The sequence below is a fragment of the Reyranella sp. GW821-FHT12G01 genome, assembly GCF_058806575.1.
In genome coordinates, this window is record NZ_JBXAPV010000001.1 from 1,313,923 (window position 1) to 1,328,974 (window position 15,052).

Below are 15,052 nucleotides of genomic sequence, written 5' to 3' on the forward strand. Positions count from 1 at the left end.
TCCCAAGGCTCCAGTCTATCCAACCGTCCGATTATCGGTCAATATACTGTTTATTGTCAGACAAGAATTGGGATCGTCACTTCATGGACGCCAGCCCCGCCCGCGCCACCCCATCCGTCGACGACCTGGCCGAGACCCCTCTGGGCCGGCAGGTGAAGTCGCTGCCGGAACGGCTGGCCGAGCGCATTCTGCAGGACGTGATGACCGGCCGGCTGAAGCCGGGCGAGCGCCTGAAGGAAGAGCTGCTCGCCCAGACGCACGCCGTCAGCCGCGCCACGGTGCGCGAGGCGCTGATCGCGCTGGCGCGGCAGGGTTATGTCGTGCGCATCCCCCGCTCGGGCGCGAAGATCGCGGAGTTCTCGCGCGGCGACCTCGACGACCTGTTCGAGATGCGCGCGGCGCTGCTCTCCGTAGCGGCCGGTCGCTACACGCGGCAGGCCGGTCCGGCGCAGCGCGCCGAGCTGGAGGCGCTCGTCGTCGAACTCGAGAAGATGGCGGCGCTCGCCGACATGTCGCCGCAGGATTTCGCGACCCAGTCGGTGCGCATCCAGACGTTCCTCACGGAGCGCTGCGGCAACAACCACCTCCCCGACATGTACAAGCGGCTGGCGGGCATGGGCATGTGGCAGCTCATTCGCGGCCAGGCCAGCAGCTTCCTCACCTTGGCGGGCCGCGAAGAATCCGCAGCCGATTGGCGGCGCTTGGCGGACCGGGTGACGGCCGGCGACGTCGAAGGCGCCGAGCGTGCGGCCCGGCTGCTCCTCGAACACTCGGGCGCGCGCGTGCGCCAGCATTTCGATGAGGTCGTGCGGTCGGGAGTGAAGGCCTAATTACCCCGTCGTCCTGAGCGAAGCGCCGCAGGCGCGTAGTCGAAGGACCTCTTTTCGCTTCGACACACCGTGCGTCGGAAAAGAGGTCCTTCGACTGCGCCGCCCTTCGGGCGGCTCCGCTCAGGACGACGGGGTGAGTGGGCTACGCCACCTTGTCGATCACCTTCGCCAGCGCCACGTCCTTCAGCGACAGGCCGCCGGCATCGTGCGTGGACAGAACGATCTCGACCTTGTTGTAGACGTTCGACCATTCCGGATGGTGGTCGGCCTTTTCGGCGGCCATCGCGACGCGGGTCATGAAGCCCCAGGCTTCGTTGAAGTCGGCGAACTTGAAGCTCTTCTGGATGGCGTCACGTCCGCGCACCTTCTTCCAGCTCTTGATGGAGGCGAGTGCCTGGGTGCGGGCCTTGCCGGCGAGTTTGGCGGTCATTTGTTCTCTCCTCGGTTGGCGTGAAGCTTGCCTCATCGCAGCGCAGCAGCCTAGGCTCGCCCCAACAATCGGAGGCTTTCTTGAAAATCACTCGCCGCACCGCTCTCATTTCCAGCACGGCCGCCGCGCTGGGCGCCGTCACTGCCGCGCCCGCATCGGCGCAGAAGTCGGCCGATACGCTGCGCATCCTGTTCAACGACGCCGTGCCCAACGTCGACATGTATTTCAACAGCCAGCGCACCGGGCTCATCCTGGCGCACCAGGCCTGGGACATGCTGGTGCATCGCGATCCCGCGACCTTCGAGCTGAAGCCGTCGCTGGCCACCGACTGGAAGTTCACTGACGACAACACGCTGGATCTTACGATCCGCAAGGGCGTGAAGTTCCATGACGGCAGCGATCTCACGCCCGACGACGTGGTCTACACGATCGGCATGGCGACCGATCCCGCGTCCAAGGTCGCGGTGCCGTCGAACTACGCCTGGATCGACAAGGTCGAGAAGACCGGCGACTGGACGGTGCGCATCAAGATGAAGCGCCCGACGCCGGCCGCGCTCGAATACCTCGCGATGGTGACGCCGATCCATCCCAAGGCCTATCGCGAGAAGGTCGGCCCGGAAGGCTTCTCCGCCAAGCCGATCGGCGCCGGCCCGTACAAGATCGTGAAGAACGACCAGGGCAAGGAGATCTTCTTCGAGCGCTTCGACGATTACTGGAAGGGCTCGCCCAAGGGCGTGCCGGCGATCAAGAAGCTGCATGTCCGCTTCGTGCCCGATCTCGCCACCGCGGTGACCGAGGTGCTGGCGCAGAAGGCCGACTGGATCTGGAACATCAACCCCGACCAGGCCGACAGCATCAACAAGATGCCGTTCCTCCAGGCCGTGCGTCAGGAATCGATGAGGGTCGGATATCTCTCGATCGATGCCGCCGGCCGCACCGGCGCCGACAATCCGCTGACCAAGCTCAAGGTGCGCCAGGCGATCTGGCATGCGGTCGACCGCAAGACCTTCGCCGACAAGCTGGTCGGCGGCGGCAGCCGCGTGCCGCCGGCGCCGTGCTTCCCCAGCCAGTTCGGCTGCGATGCCGATGCCGCGGTGAAGTACGACTACGATCCGGCGAAGGCCAAGGCGCTACTGGCGGAAGCGGGCTTCCCCAACGGCTTCGACGTCGAGATGGTGAGCTACGTGCAGCCGACCTCGTGGGGTGCTGCGATCCAGAACTATCTCACCGCCGTCGGCATCCGCGCCAAGATCACCCAACTCCAGGTCGCGCCGGCCATCCAGAAGGCCCAGAAGGGCGAGGCGCCGCTCTACATGGGAAGCTGGGGCAGCTACTCGATCAACGACGTGTCGGCGATCCTGCCGGTCATGTTCGGCGCCGGTGCGCTCGACAACTACTCGAAGGACCCCGAGCTCGAGAAGCTGATCGCCGAGGGCGGCGCCACCTCCAACACCGAGGCGCGCAAGAAGGCCTACTCGGCGGCGGTGAAGATCGCGACCGAGAAGGCCTACTGGCTGCCGATCAACACCTACGTGAACACCTACGCCTTCTCGAAGACGCTGGACTTCAAGACCTACCCGGACGAACTCCCGCGCTTCTATCTGGCGAAGTGGAAGTGACACGCCAAAGGCGTGTCATCCCGAGCGTAGCCGAGGGATCTCTTTCCAAGAGATTCTAAGGAACCAGCAGACACTCCACGCCGCCGCCGGGCCGAGGCCTGAGCGGCGGCGTTTCTGTTGAGCAGCGCGGTTCGGCGATCGGGCAACGCGGATGGAAGCGGCAGCCCGGCGGGATGTTCGCCGGGTCGGGCATGATGTCGCCCAGGCCCACGTCGGGCACGCCGAGGCCGGGCTCGGGCGTCAGCACCGAAGCGAGCAGTGCTTTGGTGTAGGGATGCTCGGGCTGATGGAACAACGCCTGCGTCGGCTTCTTCTCGACGATGCGGCCGAGATACATAACCGCCACCTCGGTCGCGACGTGTTCGACGACCGCGAGATTGTGGCTGATGAACAGATAGGTGAGGCCGAGATCGCGCCGCAGTTCGGCCAGCAGGTTCAGGATCTGCGCCTGCACCGAGACGTCGAGCGCGGACGTCGGCTCGTCGCACACCACGATGCGCGGCCGCAGCACCAAGGCGCGCGCGATGGCAACCCTCTGGCGTTGGCCGCCGGACAGTTCGGCGGGCAGGCGATTGCCCATCTCGCCGGGCAGGCCGACGCGGGCCAGCATCTCGTCGACGCGCTTGGCGATCTCGGCGCGCGAGAAGGTGCCCTGCGCCTGCAGCGGCATCGCCACGATGTCGCGAATGCGGCTCAGCGGATTGAGCGAGGAGAACGGGTCCTGGAACACCGGCTGGATCAATCGTGCGCGGGCCTTGCGGTCCATGTCGACGACCCTCTGGCCCTCGACCGCGATGTCGCCCGAGTCGGGCGTGAGCAGGCCCAGGATCAGGCGGGCGAGGGTGGATTTGCCGCAACCGGATTCACCCACGACGCCCATCACGCCGCCCGTCGGCACGGCGAAGGAGACGCCGTCGACGGCCACGACCTTGCGGTCCTTGCCTAAAATGCCGCCGGAGACACGGAAGGTCTTGCCGACCGACTTGAGTTCGATCGCGGGTAGCGCCTTGTTCGTGCTCATGGCGCCAACCGGCAGAGATAGTCGTGACCCGGCGCGGCGGTCTGGTGCGGCACGGTGTGGGCGCAGCTTGCGTCGGCGAAGCTGCAGCGATCGCGGAAGCCGCAACCCTCGAAGCCCGGGCCGATGCGCGGCACCGTGCCGGGGATCGAGCCCAGCGGCTCGTCCGGGCTCTGCTTGCCCGGCACCGGGACGCATTGCAGCAGGCCGCGCGTGTAGGGATGCTTGGGATCGGCGAAGAGCTGCGCCGTGGCCGCGCTCTCCACGACTTCACCCGCGTACATGACGGACACGCGATGGGCGATGCGCGCCACGATGCCGAGATCGTGGGTGATCAGCAGCAGGCCGAGGCCGAGATCGCGCTGGAGCTGGGCCAGCAGGCGCAGGATCTGCGCCTGCACCGTGACGTCGAGCGCGGTGGTCGGCTCGTCGGCGATCAGCAGCTGCGGCTCGCACATCAGCGCCATGGCGATCATGACTCGTTGGCGCAGGCCGCCCGAGAGCTGATGCGGGAACTGGCCGAGCCGCAGGCCCGGCGCGGTGATGCCGACGCGGCCTAACAGGTCGGCGGCGCGGTCGATGGCGACCCGCTGGCTCACCTTCTTGTGCCGGCGCATCACCTCGGTCATCTGCGAGCCGATCGTGTAGGCCGGATTGAGGCTGGTCATCGGCTCCTGGAAGATCATCGCCATGGCGTTGCCGCGCAGGCGCGCCATGCCGCGATCGTCGAGCTTCAGCAGGTCCTCGCCCTGGAAGTCGAGGCGCTTGGCGGTGCGATGGCCGCCGCGCGCCAGCAGGTTCATGACCGCGAGCGCGGTCACCGATTTGCCGCAGCCCGATTCGCCCACCAGGCAATGGGTCTCGCCGCGTTCGACCGCGATCGAGGCGCCGCGCACCGCGGAGGTGCGGCCGCCGAAGCCCACTTCGAGCTTTTCGATTTCGAGAAGCGCGCTCATGTGCGCGACCGCGTGCCGAAGGCGTCGCGCAGGCCGTCGCCCAGAAGGTTGATGCCGAGCACCAGCACGAACAGCGCGACGCCGGGGATCACGATCACCCACGGGCTGAAGAACATGTAGTCCTTGGCTTCGGCAATCATCAGGCCCCACGAGGGCAGCGGTGGCGGGACGCCCAGGCCAAGGAAGGAGAGCGTCGCTTCGAGCAGGATGGCGAGTGCGATCTCGAGCGTCGCCACGACGACGAGGTGGCTCGCGATATTGGGCAGCACTTCGCGCGACAGCACGCGAAAGCGCGAGCAGCCGGCGCACCAGGCGGCGGCCACGAAGTCGAGGTTGCGCACCTGCATGGAGGTCGAGCGCGCGACGACGGCGAAGCGATCCCACAGCAGCAGGCCGAGGGTCAGCACCAGCAGGGTCATCGAGGTGCCGAGCAGGCCGACGACGGCCAGCGCGACCAGCACGACAGGAATGGAGAGGCGCGTGGTGATGGCGAACAGCACCGCATCGTCGATGCGGCCGCCAAAGAAGCCGCCCAGCACGCCCATGGTGATGCCGATCAGGCCTGACACGATCGTGACGGTGACGCCGATCAGCATCGAGATGCGGCAGCCCCAGATCAGGCGCGAGAGATAGTCGCGGCCGAGCTGGTCGGTGCCGAGGATGAACTGGGGATCGTGCCCCTCCATCCAGAACGGCACGAGCAGGCGGCGGTTGAGGTCCTGCGCAAAGGGATCGTGCGGCACCAAGAGCGGCGCGAAGATCGCACAGATCAGGGCGAGGCCGACGATGATGGCGCCGATCCACGTGCCCGCACTCTTCCAGCCCCGACGCGGGCCGGCATTTACCGAAACGGCGGCGCTCACGCGCGTAGCCTGGGATCGAGCACAGCGTTCATCAGATCGGAAACCATGGTCAGGGCGACGTAGATGACGGCCAGCACCAGCACGACGGCCTGCACGACCGGGAAGTCGTTCTTGGCGATGCTCTCCCACGCGAGGAAGCCGACGCCGTGCAGCGCGAAGACCTGTTCGATCACGATCGAGCCGCCCAGCATGAAGCCGAGCTGCACGGCGGCGATCGCGACGACCGGGATCGCGGCGTTGCGCAGCGCATGCTTCAACAGGATGGAGGCGCGCGACAGGCCCTTGGCGCGGGCGGTGCGGATATAATCGCTGCTCATCGCCTGGATCATGCCGGCGCGCGTCAGGCGGGTGAGGGCCGGGACCGCGGAGAAGGCGAGCACGATGCCCGGCATCACGAAATTCTCCCACGAGCCGGTGCCCGAGATCGGCAGCCAGCCCAGGGTGAGGCCGAAGAGGATCATCAGCAGCAGCCCGAGCCAGAACGAGGGCATCGCCTGGCCGATCAACGCGACCATTTGGACCGCGCGGTCGAAGTTGGTGTTCTCGCGCACCGCCGCGAGGATGCCCATGGGGATCGAGATGAGCAGCGCGAGCGAGAGGCCGGTGAGGCCGAGCGTCAGGGTCACCGGCATGCGCTCGGCGATCAGGGTCGAGACGCGCGTCTGGAAGAAGTAGCTGTTGCCGAGGTCGCCGGTCAGGGCGCGGCCGACCCAGTCGAAGAACTGTTCGAGCACCGGCCGGTCGAGGCCATAGGCCTTGCGCACGGCCTCGATGTCGGCCTGCGTGGCGTTGGGGCCCGCGATCGAGATGGCGAGGTCGCCCGACAGCCGCGTGAGGATGAAGGCGAGGGTCATGACCGTCGCCGCGACGAGCAGCGCCACGATCAGGCGACGGACAAGAAATTTGAGCATATGCGGCGGCGAGCTTAATGCGGATCGATGAAGAAGGCGATCATGCGAATACCGCGCCAAACTTCAAGATGGGAAGGTACACAAACGATCACGACGGGGCGCTTGGCGAGGGCGCGCTGGTCCTATAAGGGGGAGTCATGCCGGTCTTCAATAACCCTCGGCGTACGCCCTGTTTCGGCCTTGCGCCCTCGCTCGAAGATTTCGAAGCGATCGCTGCAGAAGCGCTCGCGACGATTCCCGAAGAGTTTCGTCGGCATGTCGGCAACGTGCGAATCCAGGTCGACGACTTCCCGTCCGACGAGGTCGAGAAGCAGATGGACCTCGATACGCCGTTCGACCTGCTCGGTCTCTATCAAGGCGTGTCGATGATGGAGCGTGGTGCGGGCCATGTCGCCAACGACATCGACCGCATCTTCCTCTATCGCCGTCCGATCCTCGATTACTGGTGCGAGTCGGGCGAGGACCTGCCGCACATCGTGCGCCATGTGCTGATCCACGAGATCGGCCATCACTTCGGCCTGAGCGACGACGACATGGAAGCGATCGAAGCCAAGGCCGAGGAAGAATCGCAGCGCAGCCAGCCGGGCGCATAACCCCGTCGTCCTGAGCGAAGCTGCCCGAAGGGCAGCGTAGTCGAAGGACCTCTTTTCGTTTCGACGCGTCGTGCGCCGGAAAATGAGGTCCTTCGACTACGCGCCTGCGGCGCTTCGCTCAGGACGACGGTGTTTTGACGTTTGCCTTATACCCGCATCGCCTCGCGATAGAGGCGCTCGGCATTCGTCCACTTGATCGCCTGCACATAGGCATCGATGTATTTCGCCGTGTCGCCGCCGTAGTCGGCCGCGTAGGCATGTTCGTACATATCCATGGCGAGCACGGGGACACCGCCGGCCGGTGATGCCGAATCGTCGGCGGCCCTGAAGTTGAACAGCCGCTTGTCGCGCGGCGCGTAGGCCAGGATCACCCAGCCGGTGCCCGAGGACAGCGACTTCCCCGTGCCGGTGAACTCCGCCTTCCAGCGATCGAAGCCGCCGAAGTCGCGCGACATCGCCTGGGCGAGCAGGCCCGACGGCTGGGTCGGCGCCTCGGCGATCCCATCGAAATAGATTTCGTGCAGGATTGTGGAATTGTAGGCGATCTGTTCGTCGCGCTTCAGTTCGCCCCACTTCTCCGGCGGCGTTTCGGCGACATCGAGCTTCGACAGTTCCTCGCCGATCGCGTTCAGCTTCTTCACCATGCCGGCATATTCGTTGTCGTGATGGCTGCGCAGCAGGTTGGCCGACAGGCCCTTCACCTTCTCCGGATTGAAGATCAGCGGCTTCGGCGTCACCTTCGGAACGGCGAGGGCGCTCGCGAGCTGGGGGGCCGTTTGCTGGGCGCGTGCACCAAGTGCCAGGGCGCCAGCCAGCAGGCCGGCGCCCGCGGCCAGGGAGCGGCGGGAGATGTCGGTCATGTGGGCTCCTGCTTGTTCGCAGGAGCAACGCCGGTCAGGGTAAGGAGTTGCGCCGCACCACAGCCGGCACGCGGTAGCGACCCTCGATCAGCGCGTCGCCGGGCTGGTAGGCGCGCAGCACCAGCCGCATCGCTCCCGCGGGCGCGGGCAGCCAGTTGGCGGCGCGCTCATCCCTTGGCCTGTCGTGCTGGATGTAGATCGTGAGCGACCCGTCGGTGCCGCGCACCAGTCCCTGCGTGCGATCGCCGATCGAATAGCGTTCGATCGGATTGTCGACGAAGAAGGCGCGACCGTCCGGTGTCGTCTCGTAGGCCGACAGCGACCAGAAGGCGTGCGCGGGCGGCAGGCCATCGCCGGGAAAGGTGAGCGTGTAGCGTGAGGCGCCGGTGAGCGGCCAGCGTTCCGCGTCGACGGCGCAGGTCACGTAGATCGCTTCGCCCGGCATCAGCGCGCCCAGCGCCGTCAGCGCCGTGGCGGCGCGATAGAGATAGTCGTCGCCGAAATTGCCGAGGTTCCGCTCGCCGTAGGTCCAGCCATCGATCGTTCGGCCGCGTCCGGCGGCGGCGCGGATGTCGGCGTGCCCCTGTTCGATGCCGGCACGGATGGCCCGCTGCTCGCCCTCGCTGAAGGCGCGCTGGTCGAACTTGCGTCCGGGCTTCAGCTTCAGCGGCGCCAGCGTCTCGAACAATGTGCGGTCGCGCTCGGGCAACGGGCTCTCGGCCAGGGCGCGCATGCCGATGTCGAACAGGTCGAACGGCTCGCCTGGATGCGCGGCCGGCCAGTCGGCGACGGGCTCGGGCGGCGCCTGCGTGCGGAAGCGCATCAGCTCGCCGGCCTCGAGGATGCGCCGCTCGTTGCGCATGTCGGGCGTCTCGAGCAGCACGCGGTTCTGCAGGATGCGCACGCGCGCCAGTTCCTCCGGCCCATCGACCAGGATGCGGCCCAGCAGCCACGCCGAGTTGGTGGGCGCGCGCACCAGCGTCACGTCGCTGGGCGCATCGCCCTTCCAGGTCGGGCCGACGATCATGTGCGTTGCGAGGCCGCTCGCCTGCCGGCGATGGCTGACGACCAGGAAGTTGTCGGTGAACAGGTCGATGAAGGCGTAGCTGTAATAAAGATCGCCGACCGGCGGCACGGTGAGGAACAGCGGCTCCAGCGAGAGGTCGAGCCAGGCCGACGAATAGAGCGTGTCGGCGTTGGGCGTCGTCACGTCGCGCGTGCGCGCATCGGCGAGCGTCGGATTGTGACGGAAACGGTTCAGCCGCTGGCGCTGCGGGTTGCTCTCGTCGACGGTGGCGCGCCAGCGCGCGCGATACATCTCGTAGACCGGGAAGAGGTAGATCGTGGCGCGCCGCGCGAGCTCGCGCAGGGTCGTCGCGTCCTGCGCATGGGCCAGCGCCGGCAGGCCGATCAAGGCCCCGAGGGCCACGCGGCGGCCGAAGATCACGCGAATCGCCTTTTTAAATGTCGCCGTTCGGCGACAAAATTTGCCGCCTCTTTCCACGGTTCCAAGGTCCAGAAGGAGCGCGCGCGGCCCGAGGGCGAGGACAGCACGAAGGCGACCGCGCCTTCGAGCAGGCCGACCTGCCGCCCGTAGGACGGCGCCTTGATGCCGAGCGCCAGCGAGGCGGCGTTCTTCGACGTGAAGGCGATGGCGGCGGGGCGGAAGCGCCGCAGCTTGGCATGCAGCGACTGCGCGTCCATCGCCTCGGGCGTCAACTCGTGGTCCGAGCCGACCTCGGTCTTGTTGAGGTCGGTCAGTCCCAGGCCGAGACCCAGCAGCTCCGGGAACCGCTCCGGCGCCAGCCGCTCGGGCGTCAGGCCGACCGCATGCAGGGTCGGCCAGAAGGAATTGCCGGGATTGGCATAGTAGGCCCGCGCCTTGAACGAAGCGGGGCTGGGCGCGGTGCCGCAGAACACCAGGTCGAGACCTGGTGCCAGCAGATCCGGAATGACGTGGCTATTCCGGCTTGATGCCCGCGGCACGAATGACCTCGCCCCAGCGCTTGATCTCGGTCTGGATGTAGGCGTCGATCTCGGGGACCGTCATGATGCCGGGCTCGAAGCCGCCGGCCTTCATGCTCTCCAGAACGTCCGGCGACTTCAGCGCCTTCTCCGTCGCATTGCGCAGCTTGTCCTTGATCTTCGCGGGCGTGCCGGTCGGCACCGCCCAGATCGACCACGAAGTCACGACGAGATCGGGCGAGACCTCTTCCGCGAAGGTCGGCGTATTGGGCACCACCGGCGACCGCTTGGCGCCGCTCGACGCCATCGGCTTCAGCTTGCCGGCGCTCACCTGGCCCATCAGCGAATCGATGTTGGAGATCACCATCGGCACGTGGCCGGCCAGCACGTCGGCGGCGGCCGCGGCGGCGCCGCGATAGCTGATGAAGGTGATGTCGCAGCCGGTCTTCTGCTTGAACAGCTCCATCGTCAGCGTCGGCGAGGTGCCGAGGCCCGAGGAGCCGAACGAATACTTACCGGGCTCCTTCTTCGCCGCCGCGATCAGCTTGGGCAGCGTGTCGTGCTCGAAACCGGGGCTGCAGCACAGCAGGTTGGGCTGCGTGCCGATCCACGCCACCGTCTCGAGGTCGGTGACGGCATTGTAGGCCGGCTTGCGATAGAGGTGCGGCACCAGCGCGTGGCTGCCGATGTTGCCTAAAAGCACCGAATAGCCGTCGGGCGGCGACTTGGCGACGTTGTCGGCGGCGATCGAGCCGCCGGCGCCGGTGCGGTTCTCGACCACGAAGGTCTGGCCGAGTTCATCGCTGAGCTTCACCGCGAGACGACGCGCGATATTGTCCTGCGACCCGCCGGGGGTGAACGGGCAGACGATACGGACATTGCGGTTGGGCCAGTCGTCGCCCTGCGCCAGCGCAAAGGTCGGCACGAACGGCAGGGTCGCCAGTCCGGCGGTAAAGTGACGTCTCCTCATGTCTTTTTCCTTTATCTCGGGAATATCTTTTCAGTCGGGATGATGCACCAGCGGCGGCGGGCCGCATAGGGGCCCGGATCGCGGAACAAAAGGTGTCGCGCCGCGTTCCGCCTGGATGAATGAAGCACGAGAGTCGTCGGGCGAGCCCGTAGCTGCCCCCGAAGCGACCATTCTCGTCGTCGATGACGAAGTGCTCATTCGCATGTCCGTCGCCAACTATCTCCGCGAATGCGGCTATCGCGTCGTCGAGGCCGGCAGCGGCGACGAGGCGATCGAGGTCCTTCAGGCCGGCGTGGCGGTCGAGGTTGTCTTCTCCGACATCCACATGCCGGGCGAGGTCGACGGTTTCGGCCTGGCGCAATGGGTGCGACGCGAGCGGCCTGGTGTGAAGGTGATCCTGACGTCCGGCGTGGCGCGCTCCGCCAAGGAAGCGGGACATCTCTGCGAGGACGGGCCGCTCATCGCCAAACCTTATAACCACGGCAATCTCGAACTTCGCATCCGCCAGCTTCTGGGCCGCCAGATTTCGTCCTGAGGCTCCCCGGCCTTGTCCGCTCCCCGCCGTCGGGCATGATGGAGGCGGGAGGACTGAATGAAGACGATCGACAAGGCCGACGAAGCACAACTGTTCGACACGATCGACCGGTGGATCGAGCGCGAGGTGGCGCCGCGGGTGAAGGAATTCGACCACGCCGACAAGTGGCCGGCCGAGATCGTCGAGCAGATGAAGGAACTCGGCCTGTTCGGCGCCACGATCAGCCCGGAATATGGCGGCCTCGGTCTTCCGGCCACGACCTACGCCGAGATCGTGATGCGCATCTCCTCGGTGTGGATGGCGATCACCGGCATCTTCAACTCCCACCTGATGCTGGCGCTGGCGGTCGAGAAGTTCGGCACGCCGCGGCAGAAGGAACACTGGCTGCCGAAATTCGCCTCAGGCGAGATCCGCGGCGGACTGGCGCTCACCGAGCCCGATGCCGGTACCGATCTCCAGTCCATTCGCATGGTCGCCAAGCGCGACGGCAATGACGGTTACGTCATCAACGGCACCAAGACCTGGATCTCCAACGGCATCGAGGGCCACTGCTTCGCCATGCTGGTGAAGACCAATCCCGAGGCCAATCCGCGCCACACCGGCATGAGCCTGTTCATCACGCCCAAGGGGCCGGGCTTCACGGTCGGCCGCAAGCTGGAGAAGCTCGGCTACAAGTCGATCGATTCGGGCGAGCTGGTGTTCGAGGACTACAAGATCCCGGCCGATCACCTGATCGGCGAGGTCGAGGGCCAGGGCTTCGCGCAGGTCGCTGGCGGCTTGGAACTCGGCCGCATCAACGTCGCCTCGCGTGGCGTCGGCATCGCCGAGGGCGCGCTGAGGCTCGCGACCAGCTATTCGCAGATGCGCAAGACCTTCGGCAAGCCGATCTGCGAGCACCAGGCGATCCAGCTCAAGCTCGGCGAGATGGCCACGCGCGCCCGCGCCGCGCGCCTGCTGACCTTGGACGCCGCCGCCATCTTCGATCGCGGCGAACGTTGCGACATGGAAGCCGGCATGGCGAAGTATTTCTCGTCCGAAGCGGCGCTGGAGAACAGCATCGAATCGATGCGCATCCACGGCGCCTACGGCTACTCGAAGGAATACGACATCGAGCGGCTCTATCGCGACGCGCCGCTCACCTGCATCGGCGAGGGTACCAACGAGATGCAGCGCATCATCATCGCGCGGCAGCTGGTGAAGCGGAATCCGATCTCGTGAGCGCGAACGGCAAGCCGCTCGAAGGCATCCGCGTCCTCACCCTGGAGCAGTTCGGCGCCGGTCCCTACGGCACGATGTTTTTGGCCGAACTTGGCGCCGAGGTGATCAAGATCGAGGCGCCGCAGGGCGGCGATCCCTCGCGGCAGGTCGGGCCGTACAAGCTCGGGGAGAACGACAGCGAGTATTTCCAGGCGTGGAACCTCGGCAAGAAGAGCGTGACCCTCGACATGAAGTCTGAAGAGGGACGCCGCCAGTTTGAGGCGCTGGTGAAGGGCGCCGACTGTGTCGTGAACAACATGCGCGGCACCCAGCCCGCCAAGCTCGGCATCGACTATGCGAGCTTGAAACATCTGAAGCCGTCGATCGTCTGTCTGCACATCTCCGCCTACGGTCGCGACAACGAGCGCAAGGACTGGCCGGGCTACGACTTCCTGATGCAGGCCGAGGCCGGGCTGATGGAACTGACCGGCGAGCCCGACGGGCCGCCGACTCGCGTCGGCGTCTCGATGATCGACAGCATGAGCGGCCTCACCGGCATCGTCGGCCTTCTAAGCTGCCTGCTGCGCGCCCGCACCACCGGCAAGGGCTGCGACGTCGATACCTGCCTCTACGACGTCGCCATGCACCAGCTCACCTATCCCGGCCTCTGGTACCTGAACGAGGGCGATGTCTCGCCGCGCGTTCCTCGAAGCGCGCATCTCTCGCTGGCGCCGGTCCAGACCTTCCCGACGAAGGATGGCTGGATCTTCATCATGTGCATGACGCAGAAATTCTGGCTGAACCTCTGCGAGGTCACGGGCCGCAGCGATCTTCTGGCCGATCCGCGCTTTCCCGATCCCAACACGCGCGCCCGCAATCGCGCCGCCATGTCCGACGAACTCGACGCGACGTTCCGCACGCGCACGACGGCGGAGTGGCTCGCCGCAACGAACGGCCTGCTGCCCGCCGCGCCGGTTTATCGCCTCGACCAGGCGCTCGACAGCGACTTCGCGCGCAACACCGGCATGGTCTCGTCCGTGCCGCATCCGGTGAAGGGCGAGCTGCGGGTTCTCGCCAATCCCCTGCGCATCGACGGCGAGCGGCTGGCGCAGTCCGCCTGTGCGCCGCTCGGCGCCGACAACGACGCATTGCTGGACAAATCACGATGAAACTTCAGGGCATCAAGGTCGTCGATCTCTCCTGGTTCCTGCCGGGGCCCTATCTCACCACGTCGCTCGCCGATCATGGCGCCGAGGTGATCAAGGTCGAGCCGCCGGGCGAGGGCGATCCCGGCCGCCACATCCTGCCGCCCGACGCGCGCACCTCGGTGTTTTTCCGCAACATGGGCCGCGGCAAGAAGAGCGTCGTGCTCGACCTCAAGAGCGAGCAGGGCCGCGCCGATCTGTTCCGCCTCGCCTGCGAGGCCGACGTGCTGGTCGAATCGTTTCGCCCGGGCGTCGCCGCGCGTTTCGGCATCGGCTATGAGGCCGTCGCGGCGAAGAATCCCGGCATCGTCTATTGCTCGATCAGCGCCTTCGGCCAGGACGGCGCCTATCCCGGCCGCGCCGCGCACGACCTCGCGCTCGAAGCCATGACCGGCGTGCTGAGCCTGACGCTTGGCGACGACGGTCGGCCGGCGATCCCCGGCATCCCGGTCGCCGACCTGGTGAGCGGCCTCTATGGACTATCCGGCGTGCTGATGGCGCTGCTGCGGCGCAAGGACACCGGCCGTGGCGACTATATCGACGTGTCGATGCACGAATCGCTGATGGCTTCCTGTGCCAACGTGGTCGGCACGGCCTTCGCCGAGAACCGGCATCCCGACGTGAAGCAGCAGCGCACGACCGGCGGCTCGGCTTTCTATCGCGTCTACGACACGTCCGACGGCCGCCAGCTTGTGCTCGCGGGCCAGGAGATGAAGTTCATCAAGAACCTGCTGGGCGCGCTCGGAAAGCCCGAGATGGCCTCCCTGTGCGAATGGCCCGGCGTACACCAGAAGCCGGTGGTCGACTTCCTCGCCGAAACCTTTCGCGCGCAGCCGCTCGCCCACTGGATGGACACGCTCGCCAAGCTCGACATCTGCTACGGCCCAGTGAACACGCTCCCCGAAGCCATCGCCGACGCCAACCTCGCCAAGCGCGGCTTCATGGTGACCGACGACCACGGCCGCCTCCACTTCGGCCCCGTCGTCCGCTTCAAGGACGAACCTTCAAGCCCGGTCTATCGCGAGCCGTTGCTCGGCGAGCACACCGAAGAGATCATCGGACCGCGGGCCTCCCGGCCCGCCTCATGATCTTGAGCGGGC

Annotated in this window: 16 protein-coding genes; 7 read left to right on the top strand and 9 right to left on the bottom strand. The window is 66.6% G+C overall.

Annotated features, from left to right (window positions below; all coding sequences use genetic code 11):
* Nucleotides 1–83: 83 nt before the first annotated feature.
* The gene (locus AC1RP5_RS06500) at nucleotides 84–830 is read left to right on the top strand and encodes a GntR family transcriptional regulator (protein ID WP_493109799.1); all 747 of its coding nucleotides are present in this window, start codon (nucleotides 84–86) and stop codon (nucleotides 828–830) included.
* A gap of 142 nt (nucleotides 831–972) precedes the next feature.
* Here the strand turns inward: AC1RP5_RS06500 and AC1RP5_RS06505 are convergent, their stop codons facing one another.
* Nucleotides 973–1,296 carry a 4a-hydroxytetrahydrobiopterin dehydratase gene (locus tag AC1RP5_RS06505; protein WP_493109800.1) on the bottom strand — a complete coding sequence of 108 codons (324 nt, stop codon included), beginning with the start codon at nucleotides 1,294–1,296 and terminating at the stop codon, nucleotides 973–975.
* Between the two features lie 44 nt (nucleotides 1,297–1,340).
* Here AC1RP5_RS06505 and AC1RP5_RS06510 point away from each other — a divergent pair, with 44 nt between their 5' ends.
* Nucleotides 1,341–2,879, top strand: coding sequence for an ABC transporter substrate-binding protein (locus tag AC1RP5_RS06510; RefSeq protein WP_493109801.1), 1,539 nt, complete (start codon nucleotides 1,341–1,343; stop codon nucleotides 2,877–2,879).
* Nucleotides 2,880–2,934: 55 nt separating this feature from the next.
* On the opposite strand, the gene AC1RP5_RS06515 is transcribed toward AC1RP5_RS06510, so the two are convergent.
* From AC1RP5_RS06515 to AC1RP5_RS06530, 4 genes are read right to left on the bottom strand one after another with little or no spacing between them, the layout of a single operon-like run.
* Entirely contained in the window at nucleotides 2,935–3,900 is a 966-nt protein-coding gene (locus AC1RP5_RS06515) for an ABC transporter ATP-binding protein (RefSeq protein ID WP_493109802.1), read from the bottom strand.
* Nucleotides 3,897–4,853 carry an ABC transporter ATP-binding protein gene (locus AC1RP5_RS06520; protein WP_493109803.1) on the bottom strand — a complete coding sequence of 319 codons (957 nt, stop codon included), beginning with the start codon at nucleotides 4,851–4,853 and terminating at the stop codon, nucleotides 3,897–3,899. Before AC1RP5_RS06520 ends, AC1RP5_RS06515 begins: the two co-directional genes overlap by 4 nt.
* Nucleotides 4,850–5,716, bottom strand: coding sequence for an ABC transporter permease (locus AC1RP5_RS06525; protein WP_493109804.1), 867 nt, complete (start codon nucleotides 5,714–5,716; stop codon nucleotides 4,850–4,852). The genes AC1RP5_RS06520 and AC1RP5_RS06525 overlap by 4 nt, the downstream gene beginning before the upstream one ends.
* Nucleotides 5,713–6,627: an ABC transporter permease gene (locus tag AC1RP5_RS06530; protein WP_493109806.1), complete on the bottom strand. Its 915-nt coding sequence runs from the start codon at nucleotides 6,625–6,627 to the stop codon at nucleotides 5,713–5,715. Before AC1RP5_RS06530 ends, AC1RP5_RS06525 begins: the two co-directional genes overlap by 4 nt.
* 137 nt (nucleotides 6,628–6,764) lie before the next feature.
* On the opposite strand from AC1RP5_RS06530, the gene AC1RP5_RS06535 reads away from it, so the two are divergent.
* Nucleotides 6,765–7,220, top strand: a complete 456-nt coding sequence (locus tag AC1RP5_RS06535) for a metallopeptidase family protein (protein ID WP_493109807.1) — start codon at nucleotides 6,765–6,767, stop codon at nucleotides 7,218–7,220.
* 146 nt (nucleotides 7,221–7,366) lie between these two features.
* Here AC1RP5_RS06535 and AC1RP5_RS06540 read toward each other — a convergent pair whose 3' ends face one another.
* Genes AC1RP5_RS06540 through AC1RP5_RS06555 form a run of 4 tightly spaced genes read right to left on the bottom strand, consistent with a single transcriptional unit; the run spans nucleotide 7,367 to nucleotide 11,015 of the window.
* Nucleotides 7,367–8,080 carry a superoxide dismutase gene (locus AC1RP5_RS06540; RefSeq protein WP_493109808.1) on the bottom strand — a complete coding sequence of 238 codons (714 nt, stop codon included), beginning with the start codon at nucleotides 8,078–8,080 and terminating at the stop codon, nucleotides 7,367–7,369.
* Nucleotides 8,081–8,114: 34 nt separating this feature from the next.
* Entirely contained in the window at nucleotides 8,115–9,527 is a 1,413-nt protein-coding gene (locus AC1RP5_RS06545) for a DUF1254 domain-containing protein (RefSeq protein WP_493109809.1), read from the bottom strand.
* Nucleotides 9,524–10,066, bottom strand: coding sequence for a mismatch-specific DNA-glycosylase (locus tag AC1RP5_RS06550; protein ID WP_493109810.1), 543 nt, complete (start codon nucleotides 10,064–10,066; stop codon nucleotides 9,524–9,526). Before AC1RP5_RS06550 ends, AC1RP5_RS06545 begins: the two co-directional genes overlap by 4 nt.
* Nucleotides 10,041–11,015 carry a Bug family tripartite tricarboxylate transporter substrate binding protein gene (locus tag AC1RP5_RS06555; RefSeq protein ID WP_493109811.1) on the bottom strand — a complete coding sequence of 325 codons (975 nt, stop codon included), beginning with the start codon at nucleotides 11,013–11,015 and terminating at the stop codon, nucleotides 10,041–10,043. The genes AC1RP5_RS06550 and AC1RP5_RS06555 overlap by 26 nt, the downstream gene beginning before the upstream one ends.
* Before the next feature lie 115 nt (nucleotides 11,016–11,130).
* On the opposite strand from AC1RP5_RS06555, the gene AC1RP5_RS06560 reads away from it, so the two are divergent.
* Genes AC1RP5_RS06560 through AC1RP5_RS06575 form a run of 4 tightly spaced genes read left to right on the top strand, consistent with a single transcriptional unit; the run spans nucleotide 11,131 to nucleotide 15,040 of the window.
* Nucleotides 11,131–11,550 carry a response regulator gene (locus tag AC1RP5_RS06560; protein ID WP_493109812.1) on the top strand — a complete coding sequence of 140 codons (420 nt, stop codon included), beginning with the start codon at nucleotides 11,131–11,133 and terminating at the stop codon, nucleotides 11,548–11,550.
* A gap of 57 nt (nucleotides 11,551–11,607) precedes the next feature.
* Complete coding sequence (locus AC1RP5_RS06565) at nucleotides 11,608–12,768, top strand: acyl-CoA dehydrogenase family protein (RefSeq protein WP_493109813.1); 1,161 nt, start codon at nucleotides 11,608–11,610, stop codon at nucleotides 12,766–12,768.
* Entirely contained in the window at nucleotides 12,765–13,916 is a 1,152-nt protein-coding gene (locus AC1RP5_RS06570) for a CaiB/BaiF CoA transferase family protein (RefSeq protein ID WP_493109814.1), read from the top strand. The genes AC1RP5_RS06565 and AC1RP5_RS06570 overlap by 4 nt, the downstream gene beginning before the upstream one ends.
* Nucleotides 13,913–15,040 (top strand): CaiB/BaiF CoA transferase family protein, encoded by a 1,128-nt coding sequence (locus AC1RP5_RS06575; protein WP_493109815.1) that lies wholly within the window; start codon nucleotides 13,913–13,915, stop codon nucleotides 15,038–15,040. The genes AC1RP5_RS06570 and AC1RP5_RS06575 overlap by 4 nt, the downstream gene beginning before the upstream one ends.
* The last annotated feature ends 12 nt before the right edge of the window (nucleotides 15,041–15,052 follow it).

Excerpts from the sequence above, each read along its gene's own strand:
- AC1RP5_RS06540 (WP_493109808.1), bottom strand. The coding sequence starts at position 8,080 with ATGACCGACATCTCCCGCCGCTCCCTGGCCGCGGGCGCCGGCCTGCTG.
- AC1RP5_RS06505 (WP_493109800.1), bottom strand. The coding sequence starts at position 1,296 with ATGAGGCAAGCTTCACGCCAACCGAGGAGAGAACAAATGACCGCCAAA.
- AC1RP5_RS06530 (WP_493109806.1), bottom strand. The coding sequence starts at position 6,627 with ATGCTCAAATTTCTTGTCCGTCGCCTGATCGTGGCGCTGCTCGTCGCG.
- AC1RP5_RS06520 (WP_493109803.1), bottom strand. The coding sequence starts at position 4,853 with ATGAGCGCGCTTCTCGAAATCGAAAAGCTCGAAGTGGGCTTCGGCGGC.
- AC1RP5_RS06535 (WP_493109807.1), top strand. The coding sequence starts at position 6,765 with ATGCCGGTCTTCAATAACCCTCGGCGTACGCCCTGTTTCGGCCTTGCG.
- AC1RP5_RS06565 (WP_493109813.1), top strand. The coding sequence starts at position 11,608 with ATGAAGACGATCGACAAGGCCGACGAAGCACAACTGTTCGACACGATC.
- AC1RP5_RS06575 (WP_493109815.1), top strand. The coding sequence starts at position 13,913 with ATGAAACTTCAGGGCATCAAGGTCGTCGATCTCTCCTGGTTCCTGCCG.
- AC1RP5_RS06560 (WP_493109812.1), top strand. The coding sequence starts at position 11,131 with ATGAATGAAGCACGAGAGTCGTCGGGCGAGCCCGTAGCTGCCCCCGAA.
- AC1RP5_RS06500 (WP_493109799.1), top strand. The coding sequence starts at position 84 with ATGGACGCCAGCCCCGCCCGCGCCACCCCATCCGTCGACGACCTGGCC.
- AC1RP5_RS06555 (WP_493109811.1), bottom strand. The coding sequence starts at position 11,015 with ATGAGGAGACGTCACTTTACCGCCGGACTGGCGACCCTGCCGTTCGTG.
- AC1RP5_RS06515 (WP_493109802.1), bottom strand. The coding sequence starts at position 3,900 with ATGAGCACGAACAAGGCGCTACCCGCGATCGAACTCAAGTCGGTCGGC.